This window comes from Paenibacillus sp. SRL342, assembly GCF_984798905.1.
The window spans coordinates 4,716,593-4,741,103 of the sequence record NZ_OZ481790.1; the positions used below are offsets into that span (position 1 = coordinate 4,716,593).

A 24,511-nucleotide genomic window follows, 5' to 3' on the forward strand; every position below is an offset into this window, starting at 1 on the left:
CCCTGAATCCTCACGGTTGGACATCCCGAGTGTCATTATAGGATATAGAAAAAATGAAGTCTATCGGACCGATGACGCAGTGAAAAAACGACGCTGAACATAACAAAAAGAGGCATGAGCCCATGGTCACACCATGGTCATGCCCCTTCTTGTATCAACCATATACCGCTTGTCCAACCCATTATTTCCGTAGGCAGGCAGACCCGTACAAAAGTTGCGTTGTATTTATTGACAATTACTCGGCCAGTTCCTGACCCTTCGTTTCCCGGCCCCAGAACAGTACAGCCGCTGCGCCAATGAGGATTGTCACGAAGAAAATCGTGAAAATCAGGCTGATCGCCACTTCACGTTGAACCAGCATACCGACCATTAATGGAGCAAGCACCCCACCGATTCGGCCAACCGATGTGGCAAGTCCAACACCTGTCGAACGAACGGAAGTCGGATACAATTCGGGGCTGTAGGCGTACAGACCACCCCAGGCTCCCAGATTGAAGAAGGAAAGACAGATCCCCGCAGTCAGGATTGTCGCTTCCGTTGTTGCCAGTCCAAACGCAATCGCACTGAATGCAGTTAAGGTAAGATACACAACCAGTACGAACTTGCGACCGTAACGTTCAATGAAGTACGCCGCGGTGAAGTAACCTGGCAGCTGTGCGATCGTCATGATCAGCACGTATTGGAAGCTTTTAACCAACGTGAATCCTTTTGCCATCACAACCGAAGGTAACCACAGGAACATACCATAATAAGAGAAAATGACGGTAAACCACAAAATCCAGAGCATCAACGTTGTACGGCGATGTGGTGCTGACCAGACGGTAGCCACTTTTTCGCGGAACGTGATTTTATGAAGTTTGGTATGATTCTTGTACCGCGGCGGGTCCTGAATGGCACGACGCAGATACAGTGCATAGAACGCCGGAAGTGCACCAATGGCAAAAGCAATTCTCCATCCGTACTCCGGGATAACAAAGTTTGCAATCAGCGCGGATACAATCCAGCCCCCTGCCCAGAAACTTTCCAATAATACAACGGCACGTCCCCGTTCCGCTGTAGGCATCGACTCCGATACCAGGGTAGATGCTACGGGCAGCTCTCCGCCAAGTCCGATACCTGCAACCAGACGCAGTGCACACAATACAGCAAATCCGGTCGCAAGTGCAGATAGACCGCTTGCAATCGTAAAGATTAGCAAGGTCCACATCAGAATAGCTTTCCGTCCAAATCGGTCCGCAAGTGCACCTGCAAGCAAAGCTCCTAGCGCCATACCGATCGAGTTAATACTCGTAAGCACGCCGACTTGTCCGGGACTGAGACTCCATTCCTTGGCAAGTGCAGCCACGATAAAGGAGATCATACCTACTTCCATCGCATCAAACAGCCAGCTCATGCCGGCACTGAACAGCAGCTTGCGCTGCTTGGGATTCCGCAATACTTCCAGTTTGCTCATCACTTATAGCTCCCTTGATCTCTATGTAGTCATTCTGACACTAAATCATTATTATGCAGAATGCTCCAGAAATCAATGCAAAATAAGCTTTTCCTTCCGATTTCTGCGATACCTTACCCCTTGAGTGAACCCGCTGTCAGACCTGCTACAAAGTAACGCTGGAGTAGAAGGAACAACACGATCATTGGAATGGCCGTTACCAGTACACCCGTAAGCATCATCGGATAGTTCGTCACGTATTCTCCGCGGAACTGCATAAGCGCGAGTGGTAACGTTAGCTTGGACTTACTGCTGAGCATTAACATCGGAATAAGCAAGTCATTCCATACCATGACGAGCAGGAACGTAGCCGTTGCCGCCAGCGAAGGTGCAGCCAGTGGCAGTGCAATCCGCGTATAGAGTCTCCACTCGCTTGCTCCATCCATACTGCCCGCTTCCAGAATCTCCGAATTGAGCATGCGCATGAAACCTGTCAGCATAAATACTGAGACAGGCATCAGCATAGCCGCGGATACGACAATCAATCCCGTGAGACTGTCCGACCACCCGAGTGTACGCGTGAGAGAATAGATCGGCAGCATACTCACTTGGGATGGAACGATCAGACCTGCTACGAACAGAGCAAACACGATTTTACCTACACTACCGCCCCAGCGGACAATGGCGTAAGCAATCATGCTACTCAGCAACAACTCAATGGCAACCGTACCAAGCGTCACGACCAGACTGTTCCCGAAATATTGCCACATCGGCTGATTGCGGAACATGCCAGTGATGTTATCCCACGTAAACGGGTCCGGCCAGCTGAATGGACTGGTGAAGAAGTTGCTGCTTGTTTTGAACGAAGATACAAACACAAAGTACAGCGGCACCAGGATCAGCAGCGCGTACACCAATAAGATCAGGCGATTGAACCATTTTAAAAACATGTGAACTCCCTTCTGCCTCGATTGCAGGATGAATGCTCCAACATCAACCTCAATAGCTTACCCGGTCGGCACGTAGTGCCTTGAACTGCAACAGCGTCAAGAGCGCGAGCAACACCAGGAAGATCATGGAACCGGCAGAAGCCAGACCAAATGAATAGCTGCCAAAGGCGGTATGATAGATATATGTTGTCAAAATTTCAGTTGCGTAGTTCGGTCCTCCGTCCGTCATGGTGAAAATGAGGTCAAATGCCTTGAACGACTGTATGGTCGTATAAGCCACAACAATCGTTGCCGAAGGTGCCAGCAGTGGCCAGGTCACGGTACGGAATACCTGCCATTTGCTGCCGCCGTCCATGCGAGCCGCTTCATACAGTTCTGCTGGAATGCCTTGCAGACCTGCGATGAATACAATCATCATCTGTCCGGCATGTGCCCATACCTGTACCGCAGCGATGGAATAGATGGCGATCTTGGGATCACCAATCCAGTTACGAGCGATGCTGCTCATCCCGGCCTCATTCAGTCCATAGTTGATCAATCCAATGGATGGATCATACATAAATGCCCAGATCAGTCCGACCGATACGGAGGACAGAATCGCAGGCAGGAAATACAATGCCCGAAGCACAATGCGTGTCTTGGTATTACGTACCAGGAGCAGAGCCAGGACAAGTGAAATAAAGGTTTGTGCTATAACAACCGTTAACATGAACTCCACGTTATTGCCAAAGGCTTTGCGGAATACGATGCTGCTGAGACTGTCCTTGTAATTATCCAGCCCTACAAATGCATACGACGGGGATACCCCATCCCAGTCCGTAAAGGAATAGAACAGCCCCGTCAATGTAGGAAATACGAACAATCCAACGTACAGCAGCAATCCGGGGATCAGAAACAGGGATAGCTGAAGACGGTTTTTCATCGTTTATTTCCCGATATGCTGATCAATGATCGCTTGTGCCTGCTGTGCTGCTTCTTCCGGAGAAGTGTCGCTCAGTACAGCCTGAATGGAGTTGGTTACGGCTTTTTGATTATCTCCGTTCAGGATGGTGAACCGTGGCTGGAACACGGTCTTTTTGGTTGCCCATTCTCCGGCTACCTGAAGCTCAGGCGTATCGTACTTCACATCATTCACCGTTACATTCTGTCCCGTTTGGTTGGCATAGTTACTCGCTACATCGGGATTGCTAAGGAATTCGAGGAACTTCTTCGCTTCTTCCGGATGTTTTGATTTGCTGTTCACGGCGAGCATGAATGTGGTCGTATGCACTCCTTCATACTTCGCTTGATCGGCACTTACGGTAATCGGTGCAAGTAGTTTTTGCTCCAGATTTGGATTCTGCTGCTTATTCTGAGCCAATTGATATGATCCACTTGCCAGCATCGCTGCTTTCTCTTGAATAAACAGTGCGCCCGCCGCAGGGTCCTTGGTACCCAGTGCATCCTGTTGGAAGTAACCTTTATCGTTCAGTTCCTTGATTTGAGTCAATGTTTTCACCCAAAACTCATCCGTCAGTTTAGCTTCGCCCGCTTCTACTTTGGTAAAAATGTCGTCACTCGGTGCATTGTTCATCACCATCGTATTCATGAATTGCCCTGGGCCAATGTCCGCTCCGGCAAAGGCAATCGGAATGATACCATTGTCTTTCAGCTTCTGGCAAAGGGCCAGAAAGCCTTCCCAATCAGTTGGTGGCGTCAAGCCGTATCGTTCAAACAGTTTTACGTTATAGATTGGATCGTTATATACGAGTTGATACGGAATTGCATATTGCTTGCCATCATGCTGTCCTGATTCAATCAGCTTGGAATTGTAGGCAGTCAGAAACGATGATCCGGTCAGATCCGTGAACAAGCCGGCTTTGGTGAAAGCTTCGAACTGTGCACCCGGGAAGGAGGCAAATACATCTCCTACCGAACCGTCACTGATTTTGGATTGTACGGTGGACTGATATTGATCGGAAGGCAGCGTCTGCATCTCCACTTTAATGTTCGGATTTGCTGTCTCAAAAGCGTCAATGGTTTTGTTCAGTGCTTCGGAATCTTCTCCGCGCCAGTGCATGAAGCTGATCGTAACTTTACCTGGACCCGAGGAGCCGTTCTCTCCAGGTGACGCGTTATCCTCGCGGCCGCAAGCTGACAGCAGGATGGACATGACCAGCATACTGACAAGCGGCAGGATCAATTTTTTATTTTTTTTCATGAAAGACGACCTCCTGAGGATGCTTGATATAAGTTGCATGAATGTTTTTACACGGGGCACTCCGAGTGCAGTACCATCTTCCGATCGCTGTTATCCCCGGATTTCTTTGAATCATTTCTTTCAATGGTTAAAATCCGGGGATAAAGGCGAGCGCTCCGCTTCTTCAGATCGGTTCTACCCTCTCCGTTAAAGTGTAAAAAAAGGGGCACTTACTTAGTTGGTAGTAACGGAATGCTGCTTCTGTCTTGTTTTCCATTTCTCGCGAATGATTGGCATCACTGTGCGACCGAAGATTTCGGCTTCTTCCAAGTGCGGGTAACCGGACAGAATGAAGGTTGTTACGCCCAGATCACCATATTCCATCAAGCGCTCTGCCACCTGTTCGGCTGTACCTACAATGAGTATCGCACCGCCGGAACGCACAACGGACAAGCCTGTCCACAGGTTGGGACCTACGACAAACTGCTGCTTCTCGGACAGTTCCCGTAGCTCGTTCTGTCTGCGTTGGTTGGTTGCATCCGTCTCGGCAAAAGCGGCTTTGGCTTTCTCAATCGCTTCTGGTGGTACTTTGCTAATAATCTCCCAAGCCGCTGCCCATGCTTCTTCTTCGGTATCCCGAATGAGCACCTGAGCACGCATGCCGTAACGGAGCTGACGATCTTGTCCCGTTTCCTCTTTCACCTGCTGACGAATGACCTCAATCTCTTCGATCTGCTCCTGAATCCAGTCATGGGGCTCGCCCCACATCAGGAACGTATCCGCATGTTCAACGGCGACCTTCTTGGCAATTGGTGAACTTCCTCCCAGATAGAATGGTGGATGCGGATTTTGCACCGTCTCCGGCATGCCTACCGGTCCTTTGAAGTTGTAATACTGGCCGTTGAATTCAGGATTGGGATCGCTGGGTGCATCTGCGCTAGAGTTCGGACCACTTCCTGCGAACTCCGTCAGATTCAGTCCGGTCGATTGGGTCCATGAACGCTTCATGACTTCCATATACTCGCTTGCCCGCACATACCGCTCATCATGCGCATGTGCCAGTGGATCGCCGAGTTCCTCCAGATCTCGAACAGAACTGCCTGTCACCACATTGATCATGGCGCGACCACCAGATAGCTGATCCAGTGCCGCTCCCATGCGTGCAGCGAGTACGGGTGTAACCAAACCCGGGCGAATGGCCACAAGGGGACGCAATGTCTTTGTGTGACTCATTACTGCCGAGCCGACAACCCACGCGTCCAGACAGGCTCCCCCTGTAGGAATCAATACAAATTCGAATCCTGCCTTCTCCGCTGTCTGTGCCACATCAACCAGATAATCCAGACTCGGCTCCCGCTCCGGGGCAACCCCTACATACTTACCATCTCCTGCTGTAGGCAAAAACCATCCAAACTTCATATCTTCCTGTTCGCTCACAAAAGTCAATCCCTTCTATGAATAAATAAAGTCTCATGTTAAAAAAAGATCACTGTTCTGCAACTTGGCCGTTCCGGTTACGAATCGTTCTTACGATCACTGTTATCTCCAGATTTTTTTGATTCCCTTTTCTAAGGGAAAATCCGGAGATAAAGGTGAACACTACGTTTCTTCAGAATCGATTTCGTCCCCTCCACTACGTTTGCACTCGTTTAAAACTTATTTTTAAAGTGTGCCTAATTTCTAACTCATTTTCAAAGTAGGTATCCAAATGCCGATTAATTAACTTGGTTTAATAGGTATGGACATCATAACAATTGATTTGTCTGTGAGCAATGTCATTTCGCGGCAATTTTATTTTGTCATTTTGTGGTCTTTTCTCAGATTTAGGTCTTCCTGATCTTGAATATATATAAAACCCACCTGTATAATAGGTTTAAATACATGTTCAAAAAGTCTGGTTTTCAGTACCGAGAAGATGGAATGAAGCTAGAAATGGAGTAGTGGAGCGTAGGAAAACTACGTGAGCAACGGACATTTCGGCTGAATTTCAGCTTCGATGTTGATGATGCCACTAGGCATGATTCGTAATCAAAAGTGGACTTTTTGAACTACATCTACAAGCGAAACTTTTAGAATGTACAAACGATACTTATACAATAAAGAGGTGTTCCTGATGACCGAGAGCATGAAGGAGGACCACCATGAGTTTTTGGATATTTTTTTCTTCACTCCATCTGAATTCGAGAAAGCTGGTGGCGCCTGGCCGATCCGCATCGGCCGTAATATAGCCAAGACCAACTATCATATTGGCCCGCGCACTACACCTTATTATTATTTGCTATTTGTGCTGGAGGGGGAAGGTACATTCATACAGAACGGACAGCGTCACGCCCTTCGTGCCAGGGATGCGTTCTGTCTGTTTCCACATGTTACCCATGAGTACTGGACGGACCCCGAGGATACGTTGCAGAAAATATTTATTGCCTTTGATGGTGCACATGCAGCCGAACTGCTTTCCCGAATTGGACTTACACCCGACTCACCGCACCGTTCAGGTGTACTGACACCGGAGACTTCAAGTGCCATGCGCTCGTTCATGGAGGATGTTCGTAAACCGCAGGACCGGGCGAGTGATCTGGGACGACTCACCCGATTTCTAAACCTCTTCGACCGAATTGCGCGGTCCCCCGCAACCAAAGGATTGCAACCGGATTCAGCCACACCTTGGCTCCAGAAAGGCAAGGAATACATGGACATTCATTTTGCAGGCGGCATCTCCGTGGAAGGTGTGTCCGCTCATGCGGGTGTGGATCGAACCCATTTTGCCAAACAGTTCCGCAAAGCCTATGGCCTGTCTCCCGTTCAATATATCCAACAATTGAAAATGAATCAGGCCAAACGTCTACTCGTGCAGACGCCGCTAAGCTTAACTGAAGTGGCTCATTCCGTAGGTTACCCGGACTTGTTCTCCTTCTCCAAAGCATTTAAAAAGCAAGTCGGTCTGCCGCCCAATCGCTATCGCACAGCGGAGAGCACGAAAGAATGAGGGAGCGACCTTTCGCTCCCCAGCCTATAATCCTCCATGCCTCATGGACCACGCCTTGTGTACGGTTGTGTACGATACCGCGTCTACCAAATTGCAATAGACTCCTGAGTTTCATATCCTGCACATCATAGTGCTGCAAAACCCATTACTATATAAATTCAACTAAACATTTACACGAGAACGTAGAGGACAGAAATAACCTGAAGAAGTGGAGCGTTCGCCTTTATCACCAGATTTCCCCTTTGTAAAGCCAAATATAAAAAATCTGGGAATAACAGCGATCAGAAGGTTGTTCTGTCATCGGAGTGGCAAGTGTGAATTTTCTTTAGTTCAATTTATATAAATCCACCACCAAAAAAGGCAAGCCCCTCTACTAAACTGTACCCTATAGAGTAGATACTTTAAAAAAGTCTCTCTATGGGGTATTTTTGTTGTATACCATGAATGAGACAAGGACGGAGAACGATTAATGAGTAAAAAAACATTTACAACCGGCGAAGTAGTGCAACTTGCTACAAATCCCTATGTGAAGTCTGTTTCGACCAAGGGAATCACTTATACGGACGAGTTCAAACAGTTCTTTATTACATTAAATCAGCAAGGAAGGATGCCTAGAGAGATCTTTGAGACATGTGGATTTGACGTTCAAATCATTGGGATGACTCGGGTCAAAGCCGCAGCTGACCGATGGAGAGCCAGTTACAACGAGCAAGGAGCTCTAGGCTTACAAGATACACGAGGCAAACATTCAGGAGAGTCTCTAAAACGTGAGTTAACCTTGGCAGAAAAGAACGCGAAACTCGAAGCACAGATTCACCTGCTCCAAGCAGAGAATGAACTCTTAAAAAAGATTCGCCTGGCCGAACGGGGGTGGAACCACGAGTAAAACTAACGCCTAGTCTTCGATACAGGTTAATCCGAACCGTGATTGAGAAATACCATCTTCAGCGAATGGTAAGTGTTCTGTGTGAGACCGCCGAGGTCTCCAAAAGCGGATACTACCGATACTGGAGCACTTCAGCCATTCACAGACGCACGAAGAAGGAACAGGTTGATGAGGAAATAGGTGTGTACATCCGTCGAGCCTTCCAATTTAAGAAACGTAACAAGGGCGCTCGCTCCATTAAGATGACGCTGCAAGGACAATTTCAGATCATGTGGAATCTCAAGCGCATCCGAAGAATCATGAAAAAATACGATATTGTATGCCCTCATCGACGAGCTAATCCCTACAAACGAATGATGAAGGCAACCCATGAGCATCGAACCATGCCTAACCTGTTACAACGCAACTTCAAACAAGGCATCCCGGGCAAAATACTTCTAACAGATATTACATACATAAGTTACGGCCAAGGGAAACGCGCCTATCTGTCCACCATCAAGGATAGTTCCACCAATGAAATTTTGGCTTATCATGTGTCGGAGCGAATGACGATGGATCTGGCGACAAACACGTTGCTCCACTTACAGAAAAACCGCAAATTCAAGAAGAGTCATGATGCTTTCATTCATTCCGATCAAGGTACGCACTACACTCATCCGGATTTTCAGAAGAAAGTGAAACGGATGGGGCTTGGGCAATCCATGTCCAGACGAGGAAATTGTTGGGATAACGCACCGCAAGAGTCGTTTTTTGGTCATTTTAAGGACGAAACTTCCTTAAAGAGCTATGCCACGTTAGACGAAGTCAAACGAGAAGTTAAAGCCTATATGACCTACTATAATCACTATAGATACCAGTGGAACCTAAAAAGGATGACCCCTGTACAATACAGAGATCATCTTCCTGAAGCCATATAGTTTTTTTTAGAAATGTCCTTTACATAGGGTACAGTTTAACCCGGAACTTGCCTTCTTTCTATACTATAGTCTTGACGCACGCACCATGAATCAGGAACTTGTTAACATTGACCTAACGCTATTCCTTCTTCTCATTCTTGCGCGCAAGCGGAATACCGTTCTCTTTCGCATACCATGCTTCATAATGATGCACAGCCACACCTGCAAAAGAAGAATGAGAGGTACCGAGATCAAACACCTTTGCCATCTCTTCATTCATATTGCTAACCGGTTTACGGAAAAAGGTCAGGTGATCCCCCTCGTGTGTATCCGCGAGTTCCGCTCCGATCCAGACTTTCTTGCCGAGATCATCCGCTTCGTCCAGTTCTTCCTTGGATAGATCATACATCTGCTGTCCGCTATCCCGGTAAGCCATAATAGCTACCGCATCGAAGTGGGAAATGACCCAGCGACTGAATGTACCCTCACCTTCAGCCGACTGACGGGCATCAAGCCAGAACGGAATGGCAGCGCTCATGTACAGTCCGGCATCCTCGCCGGCTTTTGTCCAGGCCTTCATGTTGTTCTGCCACTCTGCAATGACGCTGCTCTCCTCGTTCTCCCAGCGCTTCAGCTGATACGGCTCCACATCCAGTTGAATACCTTGGAAGCGTTCATTCTTGGCCGAAGCTGCATTGTATGCTCGTACTCGCTCGATAAAAGCAAGTCCTTCATCCCGCTTCTCCTCATAGGCCCAGTCTGCATGACCGTTAAGTCCATGCACTTCAATCTCAGCCTGTCGGGCAGCCGCAATGAATTTGCGGTATGTTGCGTCAGGCAACTCATCCTGGATTTGCAGGAAGATGGTATCCACGCCCTGTTCTTTGGAGAAAGCAATAATCTCAGGTGTCTGCTCTGCAATAATGGACGCGTCCCACAGCCAGGTCGCTTTGTGTTCCTCTGCCGAGAACCATTTGAACATCCAGGACAGAAGCAGCAGGCACAACACCACAGCCAGAATGGCCCATTTCGCCATACCCACCAGTTTGCCCCGTTGCCTCATATATTTCCTCAGACGAGCAACGCTTCACTTGGTTCAAGCACAGGATGCTGTACCGAGTGACCAATCTTGTAGATATGCGGATGTGTGTACGAACGGAACGCATTACGTGTATCCAGAATCGGTACACCCATCTCGGCAATATCAAAGTAAGGCAAATCGCTGTGGTTGGTGATCAGCACGATGCAATCGTACTTTTTGAACTGTTCCAGATTGAACACTTCGCTGTGTACGGTCTCCCCATGCTTGTCCTGGAATGAATCTGCATGTGGGTCGTAGTAGCTTACGTTAGCTCCACTTTCCTTGAACAGTTCATATACTTCCAGTCCTGGTGATTCACGCAGATCGGCAATATTTGGTTTGTACGACATGCCGAGGAGCAAAATATTGGATTTACGTACGGATTTAGCGTATTCGTTCAAAATCGTTGACGTTTTGTTCAACACATAATATGGCATGTTGTCATTGGTGGATTGCGCCAGCTCAATGAATTTGCTATAGAAACGGAAGCCTTTGGCCTTCCATGACAGGTACATCGGATCCAGCGGGATGCAGTGTCCACCGATACCTGGGCCTGGATAGAATGGCATGAAACCAAATGGTTTCGTCGCCGCCGCGTCAATAACTTCCCAGATATCAATGCCCATACGGTCACACATCATCGCCATCTCATTTACAAAGGCAATGTTCACACTGCGGAATGTGTTCTCCAGCAGTTTCGACATCTCAGCCACTTTTGGTGAAGATACCGGTACTACGGTTTCTACATATTTGCTATATAGCGCTGTTCCAAGTTTCAGGCAGGCTTCGGTTGTGCCCCCGATTACTTTCGGCGTATTAAATGTTGTGAAACGTCCATTGGACGGGTCCACACGTTCAGGCGAGAAGCAGAGGAAATAGTCTTTACCCGCTTCTTGTCCGATCTTGTCCAGCTGCTGCTGGATCAGTTCTTCGGTTGTACCTGGATAAGTGGTACTTTCCAGCGTAATTAGCATGCCTGGTTTCATATGCAGCTTGATCTGATCTACAACGGTCTCGATGTAAGACGTATCCGGGTCCTGATTCTCACTAAGCGGTGTTGGTACGCAGATACTGAGTGCGTCGATCACGCGCAGCATGCTATAATCTGTCGTTGGCTGGAAACGACCGCTTTGCATTACTTTTTTCAACTCATCGGACGAAATATCGTGAATATAGGAATCTCCTTGATAGATACTGTCTACTTTGGACGCATCCAGATCAATTCCGATTACCGTGAAACCTTGATTGACCATTTCCACGGCAAGTGGAAGTCCTACGTAACCGAGCCCGACAACGCCGAGTACAGCTTCTTTATTTTCAATCGCATTCAGTAATGTGTGGAATTGTTGATTCTCCATGATATTCCCTCCGGGCAGTGTATTTTGGTGGTGCTTAAATCCATATAAATAGATGAGTGTCTGTGCTCTAAATGTTGCTCTAATCTATCTGATTCATAGTGTGAAAAAGCTCTTACTTGGCACTTCACACAATCAGCTTATTCAAGCCGTCTTTTAATGCAGGCAGCGTCTGATTCGGGCATCCAGCTCTACAGGTGAGAACGGTTTGGTCATGTAATCATCGACTCCGCTGCGGAAGCATTGACTGATCGTCTGCTCGACACGTTGCTCGGTCAACACGACAATTTTGGGCGGATGCTCCATCTCCAGATTCTGGATATGATGGATGAACGGCAAACCGTCGATGCCATACAGATTTAGCTCGGTGAGCACCAGGTCTGGTGTAACTTTCTCGATCAACTCCAGTGCAGCCAGTCCATCGACAGCTTCATAGGTTTCGTATCCCTGCATCTTCAACCGCAATTGCAGAAATTCGCGTACCGTAGGATCGTTGTCCACAATCAAAATGCGTTCCGGCTCGTCCGCCGTATTGTCCAGCGTGTAGATATGGATCTCCGATGAATCTATAAGCTTCGAGGACTCAGCCATATGCTGAATGGTTGCCTTCGAAGGGCGCTCCCCTTCCGGGAAACTGGCCAATGTAATCTGTGGATCGGCACCGGGCACGGTCTCTTGCAATTCATGCTTGATCCGAAGTCCTTCATAATGAACTTCATCCAGTGACAACCCTGGCAGCAGGACGGCAATCGCCTGAGTGGCACCATCCTTCCACACCTGGAAAGCTGTCCCGCTCGTCTGCTCCAGATGTGTCCTGACCTGCTGCTCAGGTTGAGAGTTTCCTGCACAATGGATGAACATTAAGCCGCATGTTTCGGCACCCGTTTCCTTCAATCCCTGTTCTACACTTCGGTACACATTAACGGCAGCCTCACGCTGCAATGTCGCCGTATTTGGCATGTTCTTTTCCACCCTTCTCCTCGATTATCTATATAAGTCCAAAAAATATTATTTACACTGACACTCCGATGACAGAACAACCTTTCGATCACTGTTATCCCCAGATTTTTTGATTCCTTTATACAAGGGGAAATCCGGGGATAAGCGTATGCTTTCGATGCAGCTTTCTTTCAGAAAGCTTTTAGGTGCACGCTTCGCTCTTCAGGCTTTTTCTGCCCTCTCCGTTATCGTGTAAATGTCTAGTTGGACAAATAATTGCTTTGATTATTCTTTAATCAAGCGGCTTCGCTTGTTTTCTTCTCATCCTCGGACCAGCTTTGGCGTGTCATAGTCCCCCATGAGTTGTTGTTTTGCATGAACTGCACATGTCCCTGCAATCTCCACAGTACGCCGAGCTGGTGGTAACCCACGAATTTCAGCGCGGAGTAGACCAGCATTTTGACCAGATCGGAGAGCTTGTTGTAACGTTTGAAAGCAATCTCCTCCAGGACAAGTGCGCCTACACTCAGCAGATAACCACTCACAAAGTTCAGCAGTCCGAACAGGACCAGAATCGGCCATTGCGTCATATCCAGAAGGACATATCCAGCGAGAGCCAAAAGTCCGGTAATCCGGAAATATGGGTTGAGCGCTTCAAAAAGGACGTTATATGGCATGGTCACCATACCCATAACCTTATATTTTGGATTGAACAACATGCCGCGATTCTCAATCATGTTCTTCAGGTTCCCACGGCCCCAGCGCTTGCGCTGACTGGACAAGATCCGGTAGGAATCCGGTGCCTGCGTCCAGCATACGGCCTCAGGGCAGAAGGCAACGCGATACTTCAATTTGTTTTCCAGCATGTAACGGTGAAGTTTGATGATGATGTTCATGTCTTCCCCAGGATAACCATCCCGGTATCCACCCACGGCGATTACTGCGTCCTTACGGAACATGCCGAAGGCACCAGAGACAATGATCAGACCGTTCATGTGACTCCAGCCAATCCGTCCGCCCAGGAAGGCTTTGAGATATTCGATCGACTGGAACATGGGCCAGATTTTGCGTGGCAGCGATACATCTTGCACTGCCCCATTTTCAATTTTGCAGCCATTGGCGATCCGTACATCTCCACCGATGGCTACCGTCTCTTCCGGGTTCTCCATATACATGCGTGCCATGCGGATCAGGGCATCCTTCTCCAGCAACGAATCGGCATCGATGGAAGAGATTAGCGGATAATGAGACAGGTTGATCCCGGCATTGAGGGAATCGGCCTTACCGCCGTTTTCCTTGTCAATGACATACAGATCCGGGAACTCCGGGTTATGATAGATCCCACGAATTTTCTGACAGGCGATCTTGCCCCGAATCTTCGTATTGGGTACTGGCTTCAGCCGATATTCCTCCAACAGGATATTCAGCGTGGCATCACTGGAGCCATCATTCACGACGATTACTTCATATGTTGGATAATTCAGCGTCATCAAGCAGTTCACATTTTCAATAATCGTCAGTTCCTCGTTGTATGCCGGTACCAGCAGAGAAACGGAAGGTACCAGTTCCGAGCCTGACAATGTATTGTATTTGGAATAATGCGACCGCCGGAAGATCGTCCAGATGTTACGGAACGATAAGGCCAGAATGGAGAAGTAGAGCGTATTTACAAAAACAACATAGTAGATTGCGACCATGCCGTAGATTAATAGTAGATCCCTAAGCAGTGTAATCCCCTCCTACCGTAGCGACACCTGTACGTTTCTTGCTCGTTCTGTTCTCTCGCACAGGGCCAAAATAGCGATCGTACAGCAGTCTTTTTTTGTTATGTGCAATCATCTGCTCTACAGCTCTGTCATCGGTTCTCGTATGCTGCATGGTACTCTCAATCTGCTGCATCGCAATCTCGCGCTCAGCAACTGTACCTTGCACCGCAGCCTGACACAGTGCTTCGAATCCCGGTTCACCGAGCTTGCTCAGACTCTCCGCACTGTTATAGCGAACTCTCCAGTCTTCATCCCGCAGCGCTTTGCGCAGCAATGGAATACTGCCAGATGCATGCTTGGAACCAAGCGCTTGCACCACTTCGGCGCGAACTTCCGGATCGGGGTCCTGGATCAGCTTCAGAATGGTCTCATCCCGGAGCGCCGGACTTGCGCTAAGATACAGCTTCACTGCTTCGGCACGTACATCCTGATGTTCTGCGCCTACCAGTCTGTCGAGTGCAGGCATCACTTCAGGTACAGCTTGTCCCCACATGGCAACCAGTCCGACTTTGACAAAATCAGGATTCCGGTCTTCCAGCAATTCGATTAGAATTCTGCTCGTATCCAGACTCGTTTCGAGTAGAATATCTGCTGCAAGATGGTGAATGGACTTACCTTTGGTTAACAGCAAGGCCAGCATGTCTTTCAGTTCACCTTGCCGAGTCGTACATCTGGAGATGGAACGACCAATCATAATGGCCATCGGGCCCGGTTTCTCATCCTTCAGCAATTCCATCAAACCCGGAACGGCTTCGGGACAACGCATGCCCCCCAAGCGATACGCCGCATCGATCTGGCGACCGTAACGCAGACGGCCCAATTCCTTCAGATCATGCTCTACGAATCCTGCTTCACGGCACAGTGCGATTAATTTGTCGCGATACTCACCCTTGAACTGGTCGATCCATTCAATCAGTCTGTCCTGAATGACTCTGCGTTCCAGCGGAGCCAGTTTGCCTGGTGGCAATTTAAGTGGACTATTCTCGGTCAAGGCTGTTTGCAGATAGGTGAAATAGTCACGCTGCTTCAATTCATAGAACGCCGTCTTGCGTCGTTTGCCATTGTGGGACATTTTCATGGCAAACAATACGATGACGCCTACAACAACAAGTGCGATACAGATGTACAAAAACAGATAGGCCAAAGCCAAACTTGGAAACATGTGAAAAGGTCCTCCTTTATACTCATTTATTCGATCTGAAAACTAGGAATTTTTCCATAACTCTTCTTCATTTTTTCGTAGCTTAGCTTCAGGCGTTCACTATACTGCACCTGCTCCCAAGGCTGCCAGCTATATACCGGCAATGTCTTCAGATCCAGAGTCGTCTGTTCACCCCCAGGCCAAGATACTTTCTTCGTGGCGCGGTCCGTTAACCACGGAATGAGTGCAACGCCTTCCACAGCAACTGTAGAGAACTCACGTCCATTCTTGAGCGGTCCATAATCGATCGCTTGCAGCGAACTCGGATCACCGAACCCGAGCAGCATCCAGGGAACTCGCATCTCCACCTGATTGCCGTTATACTGCCATGCCGTTAATGAATCCGTATCGGGCTGACCGGGAGCCGTCGTTCCCCGCTTCAATGTTCCGACCTTTTCATTCATGAATGGATGAGCAGATCGGGTATCCGGCGGTGTCATTCTCAGGCTGACTGCCAGATTCCATGGATGGAACGGATCTGCGGAGTCTGACTGCTGATCTGGCAGCATGTCGTATCCATCCTTGCCATACAGACGCTGATTAAAGTCATAATCCTTGGCGATCTCCACCTGAGATTCTTCATCCTGCCCCAGTGTAATCACCGTCTCAAGACCATCACTGAGCGTCCGGCCCGGGAGTAACTTGTCAGGCTGACTGCCTCCAGAAAGTGTATCGGTCCCAATTCGCAGCACTGTCTTAGCCGGGTCAAACGGTTGATCCAAGGTCAGCCCAATATACAGATAGGCTTCATCATGGGTCATCTTCATTTCCTGAATGCCGTCCACTCGGCCCTGCCAATTCGTGACCTCTTCATCCTTCAGATCATTCCAGTCATCCAGTGATCCGTCGATGGTCAACTGTTCCTGTTTACCGGGGTCCATGGCAAGCAGACCAAACATTTTCTCGTTTGTCAGCACGTTCAGCCAATATGCACGGCGATCAGCCGGGATTTCCAGTGGCATCGTGTTCCATGTTTTTTTGAACCATTCATCCTGCCACATGAACACAATCGCTCCCGAGTATCCTTCATCATAGATATCCTGCGTCAGTGACGCGTCAATATCTCCCTGCTCTACTTCGTTATGTCCACCCTGATTCCGTCCTCCCATACCCAGATGGGAAATACCAAGAGAAGAGGGTACGCCATACTCTGTAATCATTACAGGCATATCGGAAAACTCGGCTTTCAGCTTGCACAGATAACTTTTGTACGTGTTGTACTCACCGTTCTCATCCTTGATGGTTTGGAGTGTTTTATCGATATGGAACAGATCCGGGTAATACGGGTACACATGGTAGGCTGCAAAATAACCTCCCTGCCACGCCTCCGGCTGAATATGTCGGGCATCCACACTGACGAGATCCTCTTCATACAGCGGCTCGCCGGGATGATCCAGCACATCGGTGGTTACCCAGTTGGTGAAGGTCATCGGATGTTCCCATCCATACTTCTTCTCCAGGACCGCCGTATGATCCAGCAGCTCTGCGAGCCAGTTCTCGAACGGTGACGCTTCTGGACTCGCCGAGAAATGAACTCCCTTGTACTGCGGCACGTCCGCATGTTTTGCGTTTGTGTTGTCTACCATCGCCGGGTCCCATTCCGTCCCTACATGCCAGGCCATCAGGTATTTTCCTGCATTCGTTTTGTATTTGCCGCTGGACTCTCCCTGCTTGGCAGGAATGTCCGCATCGCCATAGACAGCAGATACGGCCTTTTCAATCTCCTGCTTGAACGTCTGCTCAATATGGGTCGCATAGGCATCCTGCTTCTCAATTAACTCTTCTTCAGGTGACCATATGCCCTGTATAAAATATAACGGTTGCTCCCGGCCGCGGTTATATTCGACCAATGCGGAGTAGAAAATCGGTTCGTGAACCGTGTATACCCGGATTACATTGGCTCCCAGATCCTCGATCTGCTGGAACCACCGCAAGTAATCCTCTTTGGTCAGCGGGAATTCTCCCGGGTAATGCCCCGGTGAAGTTGCGCCCAGGTTGACACCTTTGACGAACATCTCCCTCCACGTTCCATCTGGCCCGTATTCCATGAACCGGTCTCCATCGGTCTTGAATTTCATCTCCGTGCCGTTCTCCGCTGTGTACGTAACGAGCTTGGGTTGCATATAGTGCCACCCGGCAAATATCCCGCCAGTCACCACCACTGCTCCTGTCAACACCGTTAATAACCAGCGTCTTCGTCTTTGTCTGCTCATGTCTTTAGATTGCTCACCTCTCTATTATGCATCCTGCTTCAACACCGAATGGTCCAACATGAAGCATAGGAATCATTCCGCTTCGGATGTCCGCTTGGTAGAGATGTCAGCGGTGTAGTTCTCACTATAGCGCTAAGACTCTGCATTTGTAACTAGGCTGATGGAAGCAAACATGAAATGGAACATTCTGCCCATGATTCGTAAAAAAGTCCATCAACTACCACTCGGAGGCCTCTGGGATACCTCTGATTCCCAAACACTAATATTTGCTCGAATTGCATGGATTAGATGCCTGCTGATCTTGCACTTCTGGAACCTTTATTGTTATGTGCAACGCGGGTACAGGCATCGTTTTCCGTTTGAACACATACCCCATTAAACGCGAGTCATATGTTAAAGTTGCGGACCTTTTTACAGTATTAACCATAAAGATTACAAAATTGATACTATAGTCCGATAACGCATCAGCGATATTCCGCGTCACATCAAGGTTTTCTGAAAAATGCAGAAAATCAAAAAAGGACGTCAGTCCCCCTCTATAGGACTGTGCCCATTTATAACCCTTTTACAAAAACCTAAATGAACGCCCGGTCATCACCCAGAGGTCACAGATCTCTCACATTAAATGTAAAAAAGCACATCTTATTTCCTAATTTCTGCCTCTAATATAGCTAATCCATAATTGTGTCCAATTTTCAAAATAATTCCGGTTGCCGCATTTCGAATTGTCAGATATGCTTATAAAACAAGAACACTTGTTCCATACTGTAAATAAACTGTTAATTATCGATGTTCAAATGAACAAATGAAGATAATGAATGCTTAACAGAAGAGCTTAGCATCACGGATAAGGAGAGAAGTCTTATGCCCCGCCAAGACAGACGTGTCATCATGCTGGCAGACTGCCAGTCATTCTATGCCAGTGTGGAGAAGTCTGCACATCCCGAATACAATGACCGCCCCCTCGTTGTTGCGGGAGATCCGGCTCGCCGTTCGGGTATTATTCTTGCGGCCTGCCCACTCGCCAAGTCCTATGGAATTACGACAGCAGAACGACTGGGCGAAGCGCTCGCCAAATGTCCGGATGTTGTTGTTGTTCGCCCCCGGATGGCCGAGTACATTCGGGTGTCCCTTCATATTACGCGTATCCTTCAGTCTTACACCGATCTGGTGGAACCCTATAGTATTGATGAACAGTTCCTCGATGTCACCGGAAGCCTGGATCTGTTTGGCAGTCCCGAGACGATTGCACGCAGCATTCAATCCAGAGTGATGGATGAGACGGGTGTATACATTCGGATCGGCATCAGTGATACCAAGGTTGTTAGCAAGATGGCCTGTGATCTGTACGCCAAGAAAGTCCCCGGGGGCATCTGCACGCTGCCTCGCAAAGATCTGCCTTCAACCATCTGGAAGAAGCCTGTGCGAGACATGTTCATGGTTGGTTCCCGCATGGCGCAGCATCTCTACAAGATGGGGGTCCATACGATCGGTGATCTGGCCCAGACCCCACTGTCCCGACTAAGAGAACGTTGGGGGGTGAATGGCGAGGTACTGTGGCGTATTGCCCGTGGTATCGACGATTCTCCGGTCAAACCCGGGACATATGCTCATCAGCAGCAGGGGATCGGACATCAGATGACGCTGCCCCGGGACTATGACTCCTGGGAAGATATCAAAGTGGTACTGCTTGAACTGGCGGAACTCGTCAGTCGACGTTCCCGGGACAAATCACTCATGGGCCATGTGGTCTCGGTTGGATGTCGCGGACAGGATTATGATCGGCCAACCGGTTTCTCCCGCCAGATGAAGGTGAATGAACCCACCAACATTACGGATGAAGTATATGATGCAGCCGCAGCTCTGTTCCTGCGCCATTGGGACGGATTACCCATCCGCCGTATCAGCGTGTCACTGACCGGACTTGTACCCGATTCCGAAGTACAGCTGTCCTGGTTTGATGATCGTGAACGTAAAAGAGAATTGGAACGTGCCACGGATGATATCAAGCGCAGGTACGGAGAAACCGCCATTATGCGGGCATCCTCCCTCTGCTCGTCCGCGCAAGCCCATGAACGTTCTCATAAAATTGGAGGTCATTATAAATGAGTAAAAAATTGCAACAAAACGGTATCTTCGAATCCTCACGCATGATGCTTCCCGAACACCGGGAAGCCTATATTCTTCATCAGGAACAGCTTGCTCCTCGTACCCGCCCATCCCTGGATGCCCAGGCCGCAGAAGAAATGTCCCGTTTGCTTAGTAACTCGATGACGCTTGGAGATAAGGTCACTATTACGTTGTTTCACGAACATGACGATATCCGTTACACGGGGCAGGTGCTTCGGCTGGACCGCCCTGCCCGAACCCTCAGACTACTGATGGAAGATGGGTCCCGGAATATTCAGATGAACCTCATTACAGATGTGGCCCTAGCCGATGACTGAAGGGAGATATACTCACCCCGATGTTGTGGATATTCCATGATAGATGCAGCATCCCCGTTGCCATGCAGGACTGTCTTCCTACACTTCCAAGTGAATACCAAAAGTAGCCGACGAGACATATCCAGACCATTCACTTCGTTCTAAAGAAGCAAAATATCAGATACGTGATTCATCGGCTACATATAAGGGTAAAGCTTCTTTTTTCTGAAAAACTTTTAGAAAAAGCTCCAGTCAAATTCCTTCGACAGACGCTCGAGCAGATGCACGCCGGCAATACTGTTGCCTTTGCGGTTCAGAGCCGGGCCAACAAGACCTATGCCGAATTGTCCCGGTACAAGGGTCAGTATCCCTCCAGATACTCCACTTTTGGCGGGCAATCCGACCTCGATGGCAAATTCGCCTGATGCATTATACATACCACAGGTGGTCATGAAGGTTTTGGCAATCTGAACATAGCGACGAGGGATGAGTTCTTCTCCCGTAATTGGGTCTCTTCCATTATAGGCCAGAACGAGTGACATTCGAGACAGATCTGCACACGTCACTTCAATGGAGCAATGACGGAAATACACGGCAAGCACGTCTTCAACGTCATCCTTAATGACTCCGTTGTGCTTCAAAAAGTAGCCAAGTGAACGATTCATATGACCACTCTCCGATTCGGACTGGAATACCTCTTCGTTATAGCCCAGACGATCATTGTGTGCCAGTTTGCGGAAAAACTCCAGAATGCGCCGTGACTTCTCCTCCTTACAGTCTCCTCCAACAAGCGAGGACACCGTAATCGCACCCGCATTAATCAAGGGATTAAATGGAATACCGGGTTCGACTAGTTCAAGCTTAACCATCGAATCGTAATCGTCGCCTGTGGGTTCTTTTCCTACATTAAAGAAGACTGCTTCTTCTCCATGATCCATTAAAGCCAGAATAAGGGTAAATACTTTGGAGATACTTTGCATCGTAAATGGGACACCGCAATCCCCTGCCGACACATAGTTCCCTTCAGCGTCCATGATATGTATACCAAGCTCATCCTGAGAGGCTTTGACAAGCTCTGGAATATAAGAAGCCACCTTACCCTGCCCGGTGTGCAAACGACTGGTCTCCAGCCACTCCGGCAGCAATGCATTCAGACGTTCCATGGTTGAATTGCTCATATGTCATCTCCTCCACATCTCTATATAAGAAAGCATCTGATTACCCTCAGAACAGTTCCTTTACCGATTTATTTGAAGGTTCAACTCCAAAATCTCACCAGGAAGACCATCGTAATCGCCTATCCAGGTGGATACAAAGTTCTGTCTGGTCAAGATCCGGCGGGAAGCAGCGTTACCTGGATCGATAACTGCATAGAGTGATCCCATCCCTGCGGCTTGTGCCTGTATAATCAACCGTGACGCTATGGATGTGCCTTGACCTTTGCCCCAATGTTCAGGCAGGATCATGTAACCTATCTCAGCCCTGGTCGGGTCCTCCTGATCCGGAATCAATTTGGCATACGCTACACCGGCCCCATCTTCACTGAATACCCGGTAATGTCCGCAAGTGGAACGCTCATTAAACTCCAGCATGGACTCGAATTGTGTTCTCGCCTCTTGCTCAGGTATTGCACGTTCTGTAATCTGTTTCATTACTTCCATATTGGAAACCAATGCATAATAATCATCAAAATCAGGTTGTGTGTATTTAATGAACTTCATGATATGCCTCCTCTGGGGTACATAACTTGGTCTTAGTCTTGATGAATTCACCTAGAGTATAACAGATGCGAATGATGGAATGCACACAAGGCACCACGCTTGCAGGCAGCCAGATGGTCCGATAGGCTAACAGTCCGGCAATCTGACAACTGTAGATACCAAAAAGCGGCCTCATCTGGAGACCGCTTTGTTTACTTTATTTTTTAATTTGCTTTTTAAGATGAAGAAATATTCTCTGTTCCGTACTTCCAGTGCATGTTGTTAGCTTGCCCGTGATGAAGGGTTAAGATTCATCTGTTTTTCACGTTGACGTGCACGACGACCTTCACCTGGAGGGGTGATGATCAGTGCGAGCAACAACGAGACAGCGCAGAGTACAGCAATCACGATGAAGGTTAAATGGAATCCGCCCAGCAGGGCGCTGATGAATGATCCAGCCAAAGCACCAAATCCAAATCCCTGATAGATGACACCATAGTTTTTGCTCTGATTTTTCAGTCCGAAGTAATCGGCCACAATCGCCGGGAATACCGTAATGTTACCGCCAAAGCAGAATGCAACGGCCGCCACACATGCGAAGAAGATCCCGAAGGTCAGTGGAACCAGACTAAGTGTCATGACCGCTACGGCTGTAACCAGCAGCGCACCAGCGATGACTTTCATTCGTCCTACTTTATCCGACAGCGCACCGAGAATAATACGTCCTGCCGTGTTAAAGATCGCAACCATGGCCACTGCGTTCGCAGCGGTAGCTACATCAAGACCTGCAAGCTGTACACCGATATCTTTGACAATACCTATCAGATACAAACCGCTCATACACGCCGTGAAGAAAATAACAAACAGCATGTACGCTTCTTTTGTACGCAGCATCTCTTTCACCGTGTAATCATGACGTGCCACGACTTGTTTGGATCCTTCCTTGCTTGCCGGAGCCTGTTCACGAACAACCGCTTCACGGATCAGGAATGATCCCGCAACGACCAGAACCAGAACGATAATGCCCCAGTACATAAATGCCTGAGCAGGACCAACGGCACCAATCAATGCCGTGTTCACATATTTGAACAATAAACTACCAGTACCAAAGGCTCCGACCGAGATCCCCGAGATCAGACCTTTACGCTCCGGGAACCATTTGATCAGATTAGACAGCGACGTAATGTACGCCGTACCATCTGCAAAACCAACGACAAATCCAGCCAAAATGTACAGCAGTGTTAACGAGGTGACTTGGGAACTCAGAATAAGACCCAGCCCAAGCACAACCCCGGCTACACGGATCAGGCGCTGAAGACCCCAACGTTCCTGCAACCGGCCTGCAAACAATGTGGCAAATGCCAAAGCAAAACTGGTAATTGAAAAAGTTATCGCGACCGAGCTGACGTCCCATCCGAAACGATCAGACAACGGTTGATTAAATAAACTCCAAGTATAGATGGTTCCAAGACCCATTTGTACAATGATGGTCCCCAAAACAATAAGCCAGCGGTTCATTTTTGTAGGTGCAGATGTTGATTCAGGTGTTGATGAAACGGATGAAATTGTTGCTTTCATCGTGATCTCCCCTTTGCCGATGTCATATACATGAATGCGTTCACAAGCTAATCATACATGAAAGGGGATTCATCACACCGTTTTGAGCATGAGTTGCATCAGATGCGGAATGAACTGCTTCTAGATGCGCATGAGTTGCCTGAATTCTTTGACCTTCCCGCGACTCACGGGCACTTCAGCTTCCAAATCGCGCAGACGGAGCAGATACGTATTGTTAAACCAAGGTACAATTTCACGGATTTGCGACAGATTTACGACGTACGAACGGTGGCAGCGAAAGAACATATCCTGTGGCAGACGGCTGTGAAAATCCGATATGCTCACTGGCATGGTGAACTCCCCATTTTTGGTATATACCTTCGTCACTTTCTCTTGCGCTTCCGCATAGTAGATGTCTGCCGTATCCGTAACAATAATATTGTCATTCCGCAGCAGATTAATTCTTCTGTCTGTATGGGAATTCGTATCTCGTTCTCGTAACAGATCTCCCTGTACAGCAGATCCGTCCACCATAGTAGCTGGTCCATCCTCAACATGTTTCTCCATCGGCGTATGATCACGTTTGAATGCGAGCTCCAGCTTATGGAGCATTGCAGCAATTCGTTTCTCGTCATACGGCTTCAGAATATAATCAAACGCCTCCAACTCAAAAGCTTCAGCTGCATGTTCCTTGTACGCCGTAGTAAATACAATATAGGGTTTAATTGCAAACTTCCCAATATGATGGGCCAGCATCATGCCATCCAGCGAGGGAATATTAATATCGAGGAAAATGACGTCAATTTCTTGTTCCTGCAAAAACTTAAGTACATCCAGCCCGTCTTCAAGGCGATCCACCACCTCAATCTGACTATGTTCCTGGATTAAATAATTCAATTCCTCACTTGCCAGAATCTCGTCTTCCACAATAAGAGCTCTCATTG

19 protein-coding genes are annotated in these 24,511 nt (G+C 48.3%); 4 read left to right on the forward strand and 15 right to left on the reverse strand.

Annotated features, from left to right (window positions below; all coding sequences use genetic code 11):
• Positions 1-235 precede the first annotated feature (235 nt).
• The 5 genes from AC4E8D_RS20755 to AC4E8D_RS20775 all read right to left on the reverse strand — a co-directional run bounded on the left by AC4E8D_RS20755 (position 236) and on the right by AC4E8D_RS20775 (position 5,980).
• Entirely contained in the window at positions 236-1,453 is a 1,218-nt protein-coding gene (locus AC4E8D_RS20755) for an MFS transporter (protein WP_036614537.1), read from the reverse strand.
• A gap of 113 nt (positions 1,454-1,566) precedes the next feature.
• A complete protein-coding gene (locus tag AC4E8D_RS20760; protein ID WP_017687488.1) occupies positions 1,567-2,382 on the reverse strand; it encodes a carbohydrate ABC transporter permease in 816 nt (271 codons plus the stop codon).
• Between the two features lie 49 nt (positions 2,383-2,431).
• The gene (locus tag AC4E8D_RS20765) at positions 2,432-3,304 is read right to left on the reverse strand and encodes a carbohydrate ABC transporter permease (RefSeq protein ID WP_017687487.1); all 873 of its coding nucleotides are present in this window, start codon (positions 3,302-3,304) and stop codon (positions 2,432-2,434) included.
• A gap of 3 nt (positions 3,305-3,307) precedes the next feature.
• Positions 3,308-4,582: an ABC transporter substrate-binding protein gene (locus AC4E8D_RS20770; RefSeq protein ID WP_490205178.1), complete on the reverse strand. Its 1,275-nt coding sequence runs from the start codon at positions 4,580-4,582 to the stop codon at positions 3,308-3,310.
• 213 nt (positions 4,583-4,795) lie between these two features.
• Positions 4,796-5,980 (reverse strand): LLM class flavin-dependent oxidoreductase, encoded by a 1,185-nt coding sequence (locus AC4E8D_RS20775; protein ID WP_490206498.1) that lies wholly within the window; start codon positions 5,978-5,980, stop codon positions 4,796-4,798.
• 694 nt (positions 5,981-6,674) lie between these two features.
• On the opposite strand from AC4E8D_RS20775, the gene AC4E8D_RS20780 reads away from it, so the two are divergent.
• Positions 6,675-7,547, forward strand: coding sequence for a helix-turn-helix transcriptional regulator (locus AC4E8D_RS20780; protein WP_221822232.1), 873 nt, complete (start codon positions 6,675-6,677; stop codon positions 7,545-7,547).
• A 469-nt stretch (positions 7,548-8,016) separates the two neighbouring features.
• A protein-coding gene (locus tag AC4E8D_RS20785) for an IS3 family transposase (RefSeq protein WP_490205179.1) occupies positions 8,017-9,350 on the forward strand; the annotation gives its coding sequence in 2 pieces (ribosomal slippage) (positions 8,017-8,424 and positions 8,427-9,350; 1,332 coding nt in all).
• Positions 9,351-9,468: 118 nt separating this feature from the next.
• On the opposite strand, the gene AC4E8D_RS20790 is transcribed toward AC4E8D_RS20785, so the two are convergent.
• The 6 genes from AC4E8D_RS20790 to AC4E8D_RS20815 form a co-directional block, all read right to left on the reverse strand.
• The gene (locus AC4E8D_RS20790; protein ID WP_490205180.1) at positions 9,469-10,365 is read right to left on the reverse strand and encodes a hypothetical protein; all 897 of its coding nucleotides are present in this window, start codon (positions 10,363-10,365) and stop codon (positions 9,469-9,471) included.
• A 35-nt stretch (positions 10,366-10,400) separates the two neighbouring features.
• Entirely contained in the window at positions 10,401-11,768 is a 1,368-nt protein-coding gene (locus AC4E8D_RS20795) for a nucleotide sugar dehydrogenase (protein WP_221825275.1), read from the reverse strand.
• Between the two features lie 153 nt (positions 11,769-11,921).
• The gene (locus tag AC4E8D_RS20800; RefSeq protein WP_221825278.1) at positions 11,922-12,725 is read right to left on the reverse strand and encodes a response regulator transcription factor; all 804 of its coding nucleotides are present in this window, start codon (positions 12,723-12,725) and stop codon (positions 11,922-11,924) included.
• Between the two features lie 275 nt (positions 12,726-13,000).
• Positions 13,001-14,401: a glycosyltransferase family 2 protein gene (locus AC4E8D_RS20805; protein WP_017687480.1), complete on the reverse strand. Its 1,401-nt coding sequence runs from the start codon at positions 14,399-14,401 to the stop codon at positions 13,001-13,003.
• Positions 14,402-14,423: 22 nt separating this feature from the next.
• The gene (locus tag AC4E8D_RS20810; RefSeq protein WP_091018251.1) at positions 14,424-15,632 is read right to left on the reverse strand and encodes a HEAT repeat domain-containing protein; all 1,209 of its coding nucleotides are present in this window, start codon (positions 15,630-15,632) and stop codon (positions 14,424-14,426) included.
• Between the two features lie 26 nt (positions 15,633-15,658).
• Positions 15,659-17,884 carry a hypothetical protein gene (locus tag AC4E8D_RS20815; RefSeq protein ID WP_490205181.1) on the reverse strand — a complete coding sequence of 742 codons (2,226 nt, stop codon included), beginning with the start codon at positions 17,882-17,884 and terminating at the stop codon, positions 15,659-15,661.
• 864 nt (positions 17,885-18,748) lie between these two features.
• Between AC4E8D_RS20815 and AC4E8D_RS20820 the strand changes: the two genes are divergently transcribed.
• Entirely contained in the window at positions 18,749-19,993 is a 1,245-nt protein-coding gene (locus AC4E8D_RS20820) for a DNA polymerase IV (protein ID WP_339177784.1), read from the forward strand.
• Positions 19,990-20,331, forward strand: a complete 342-nt coding sequence (locus AC4E8D_RS20825; RefSeq protein ID WP_339304934.1) for a YolD-like family protein — start codon at positions 19,990-19,992, stop codon at positions 20,329-20,331. The genes AC4E8D_RS20820 and AC4E8D_RS20825 overlap by 4 nt, the downstream gene beginning before the upstream one ends.
• A 215-nt stretch (positions 20,332-20,546) precedes the next feature.
• Here AC4E8D_RS20825 and glsA read toward each other — a convergent pair whose 3' ends face one another.
• The 4 genes from glsA to AC4E8D_RS20845 form a co-directional block, all read right to left on the reverse strand.
• A complete protein-coding gene (gene glsA, locus AC4E8D_RS20830) occupies positions 20,547-21,488 on the reverse strand; it encodes a glutaminase A (protein WP_339304935.1) in 942 nt (313 codons plus the stop codon).
• A gap of 60 nt (positions 21,489-21,548) precedes the next feature.
• A complete protein-coding gene (locus AC4E8D_RS20835; RefSeq protein ID WP_339177788.1) occupies positions 21,549-22,031 on the reverse strand; it encodes a GNAT family N-acetyltransferase in 483 nt (160 codons plus the stop codon).
• A gap of 261 nt (positions 22,032-22,292) precedes the next feature.
• On the reverse strand, positions 22,293-23,528 hold the full coding sequence (locus AC4E8D_RS20840) for an L-lactate MFS transporter (protein WP_036675050.1): 1,236 nt from the start codon (positions 23,526-23,528) through the stop codon (positions 22,293-22,295).
• A gap of 180 nt (positions 23,529-23,708) precedes the next feature.
• A complete protein-coding gene (locus AC4E8D_RS20845) occupies positions 23,709-24,509 on the reverse strand; it encodes a LytR/AlgR family response regulator transcription factor (protein ID WP_339304937.1) in 801 nt (266 codons plus the stop codon).
• Positions 24,510-24,511 lie beyond the last annotated feature (2 nt).

Excerpts from the sequence above, each read along its gene's own strand:
- AC4E8D_RS20755 (WP_036614537.1), bottom strand. The coding sequence starts at position 1,453 with ATGAGCAAACTGGAAGTATTGCGGAATCCCAAGCAGCGCAAGCTGCTG.
- AC4E8D_RS20760 (WP_017687488.1), bottom strand. The coding sequence starts at position 2,382 with ATGTTTTTAAAATGGTTCAATCGCCTGATCTTATTGGTGTACGCGCTG.
- AC4E8D_RS20795 (WP_221825275.1), bottom strand. The coding sequence starts at position 11,768 with ATGGAGAATCAACAATTCCACACATTACTGAATGCGATTGAAAATAAA.
- AC4E8D_RS20825 (WP_339304934.1), top strand. The coding sequence starts at position 19,990 with ATGAGTAAAAAATTGCAACAAAACGGTATCTTCGAATCCTCACGCATG.
- AC4E8D_RS20835 (WP_339177788.1), bottom strand. The coding sequence starts at position 22,031 with ATGAAGTTCATTAAATACACACAACCTGATTTTGATGATTATTATGCA.
- AC4E8D_RS20800 (WP_221825278.1), bottom strand. The coding sequence starts at position 12,725 with ATGCCAAATACGGCGACATTGCAGCGTGAGGCTGCCGTTAATGTGTAC.
- AC4E8D_RS20840 (WP_036675050.1), bottom strand. The coding sequence starts at position 23,528 with ATGAACCGCTGGCTTATTGTTTTGGGGACCATCATTGTACAAATGGGT.
- glsA (WP_339304935.1), bottom strand. The coding sequence starts at position 21,488 with ATGAGCAATTCAACCATGGAACGTCTGAATGCATTGCTGCCGGAGTGG.
- AC4E8D_RS20765 (WP_017687487.1), bottom strand. The coding sequence starts at position 3,304 with ATGAAAAACCGTCTTCAGCTATCCCTGTTTCTGATCCCCGGATTGCTG.
- AC4E8D_RS20770 (WP_490205178.1), bottom strand. The coding sequence starts at position 4,582 with ATGAAAAAAAATAAAAAATTGATCCTGCCGCTTGTCAGTATGCTGGTC.
- AC4E8D_RS20845 (WP_339304937.1), bottom strand. The coding sequence starts at position 24,509 with ATGAGAGCTCTTATTGTGGAAGACGAGATTCTGGCAAGTGAGGAATTG.
- AC4E8D_RS20815 (WP_490205181.1), bottom strand. The coding sequence starts at position 17,884 with ATGAGCAGACAAAGACGAAGACGCTGGTTATTAACGGTGTTGACAGGA.
- AC4E8D_RS20780 (WP_221822232.1), top strand. The coding sequence starts at position 6,675 with ATGACCGAGAGCATGAAGGAGGACCACCATGAGTTTTTGGATATTTTT.
- AC4E8D_RS20805 (WP_017687480.1), bottom strand. The coding sequence starts at position 14,401 with ATGGTCGCAATCTACTATGTTGTTTTTGTAAATACGCTCTACTTCTCC.
- AC4E8D_RS20820 (WP_339177784.1), top strand. The coding sequence starts at position 18,749 with ATGCCCCGCCAAGACAGACGTGTCATCATGCTGGCAGACTGCCAGTCA.
- AC4E8D_RS20810 (WP_091018251.1), bottom strand. The coding sequence starts at position 15,632 with ATGTTTCCAAGTTTGGCTTTGGCCTATCTGTTTTTGTACATCTGTATC.
- AC4E8D_RS20775 (WP_490206498.1), bottom strand. The coding sequence starts at position 5,980 with ATGAAGTTTGGATGGTTTTTGCCTACAGCAGGAGATGGTAAGTATGTA.
- AC4E8D_RS20790 (WP_490205180.1), bottom strand. The coding sequence starts at position 10,365 with ATGGCGAAATGGGCCATTCTGGCTGTGGTGTTGTGCCTGCTGCTTCTG.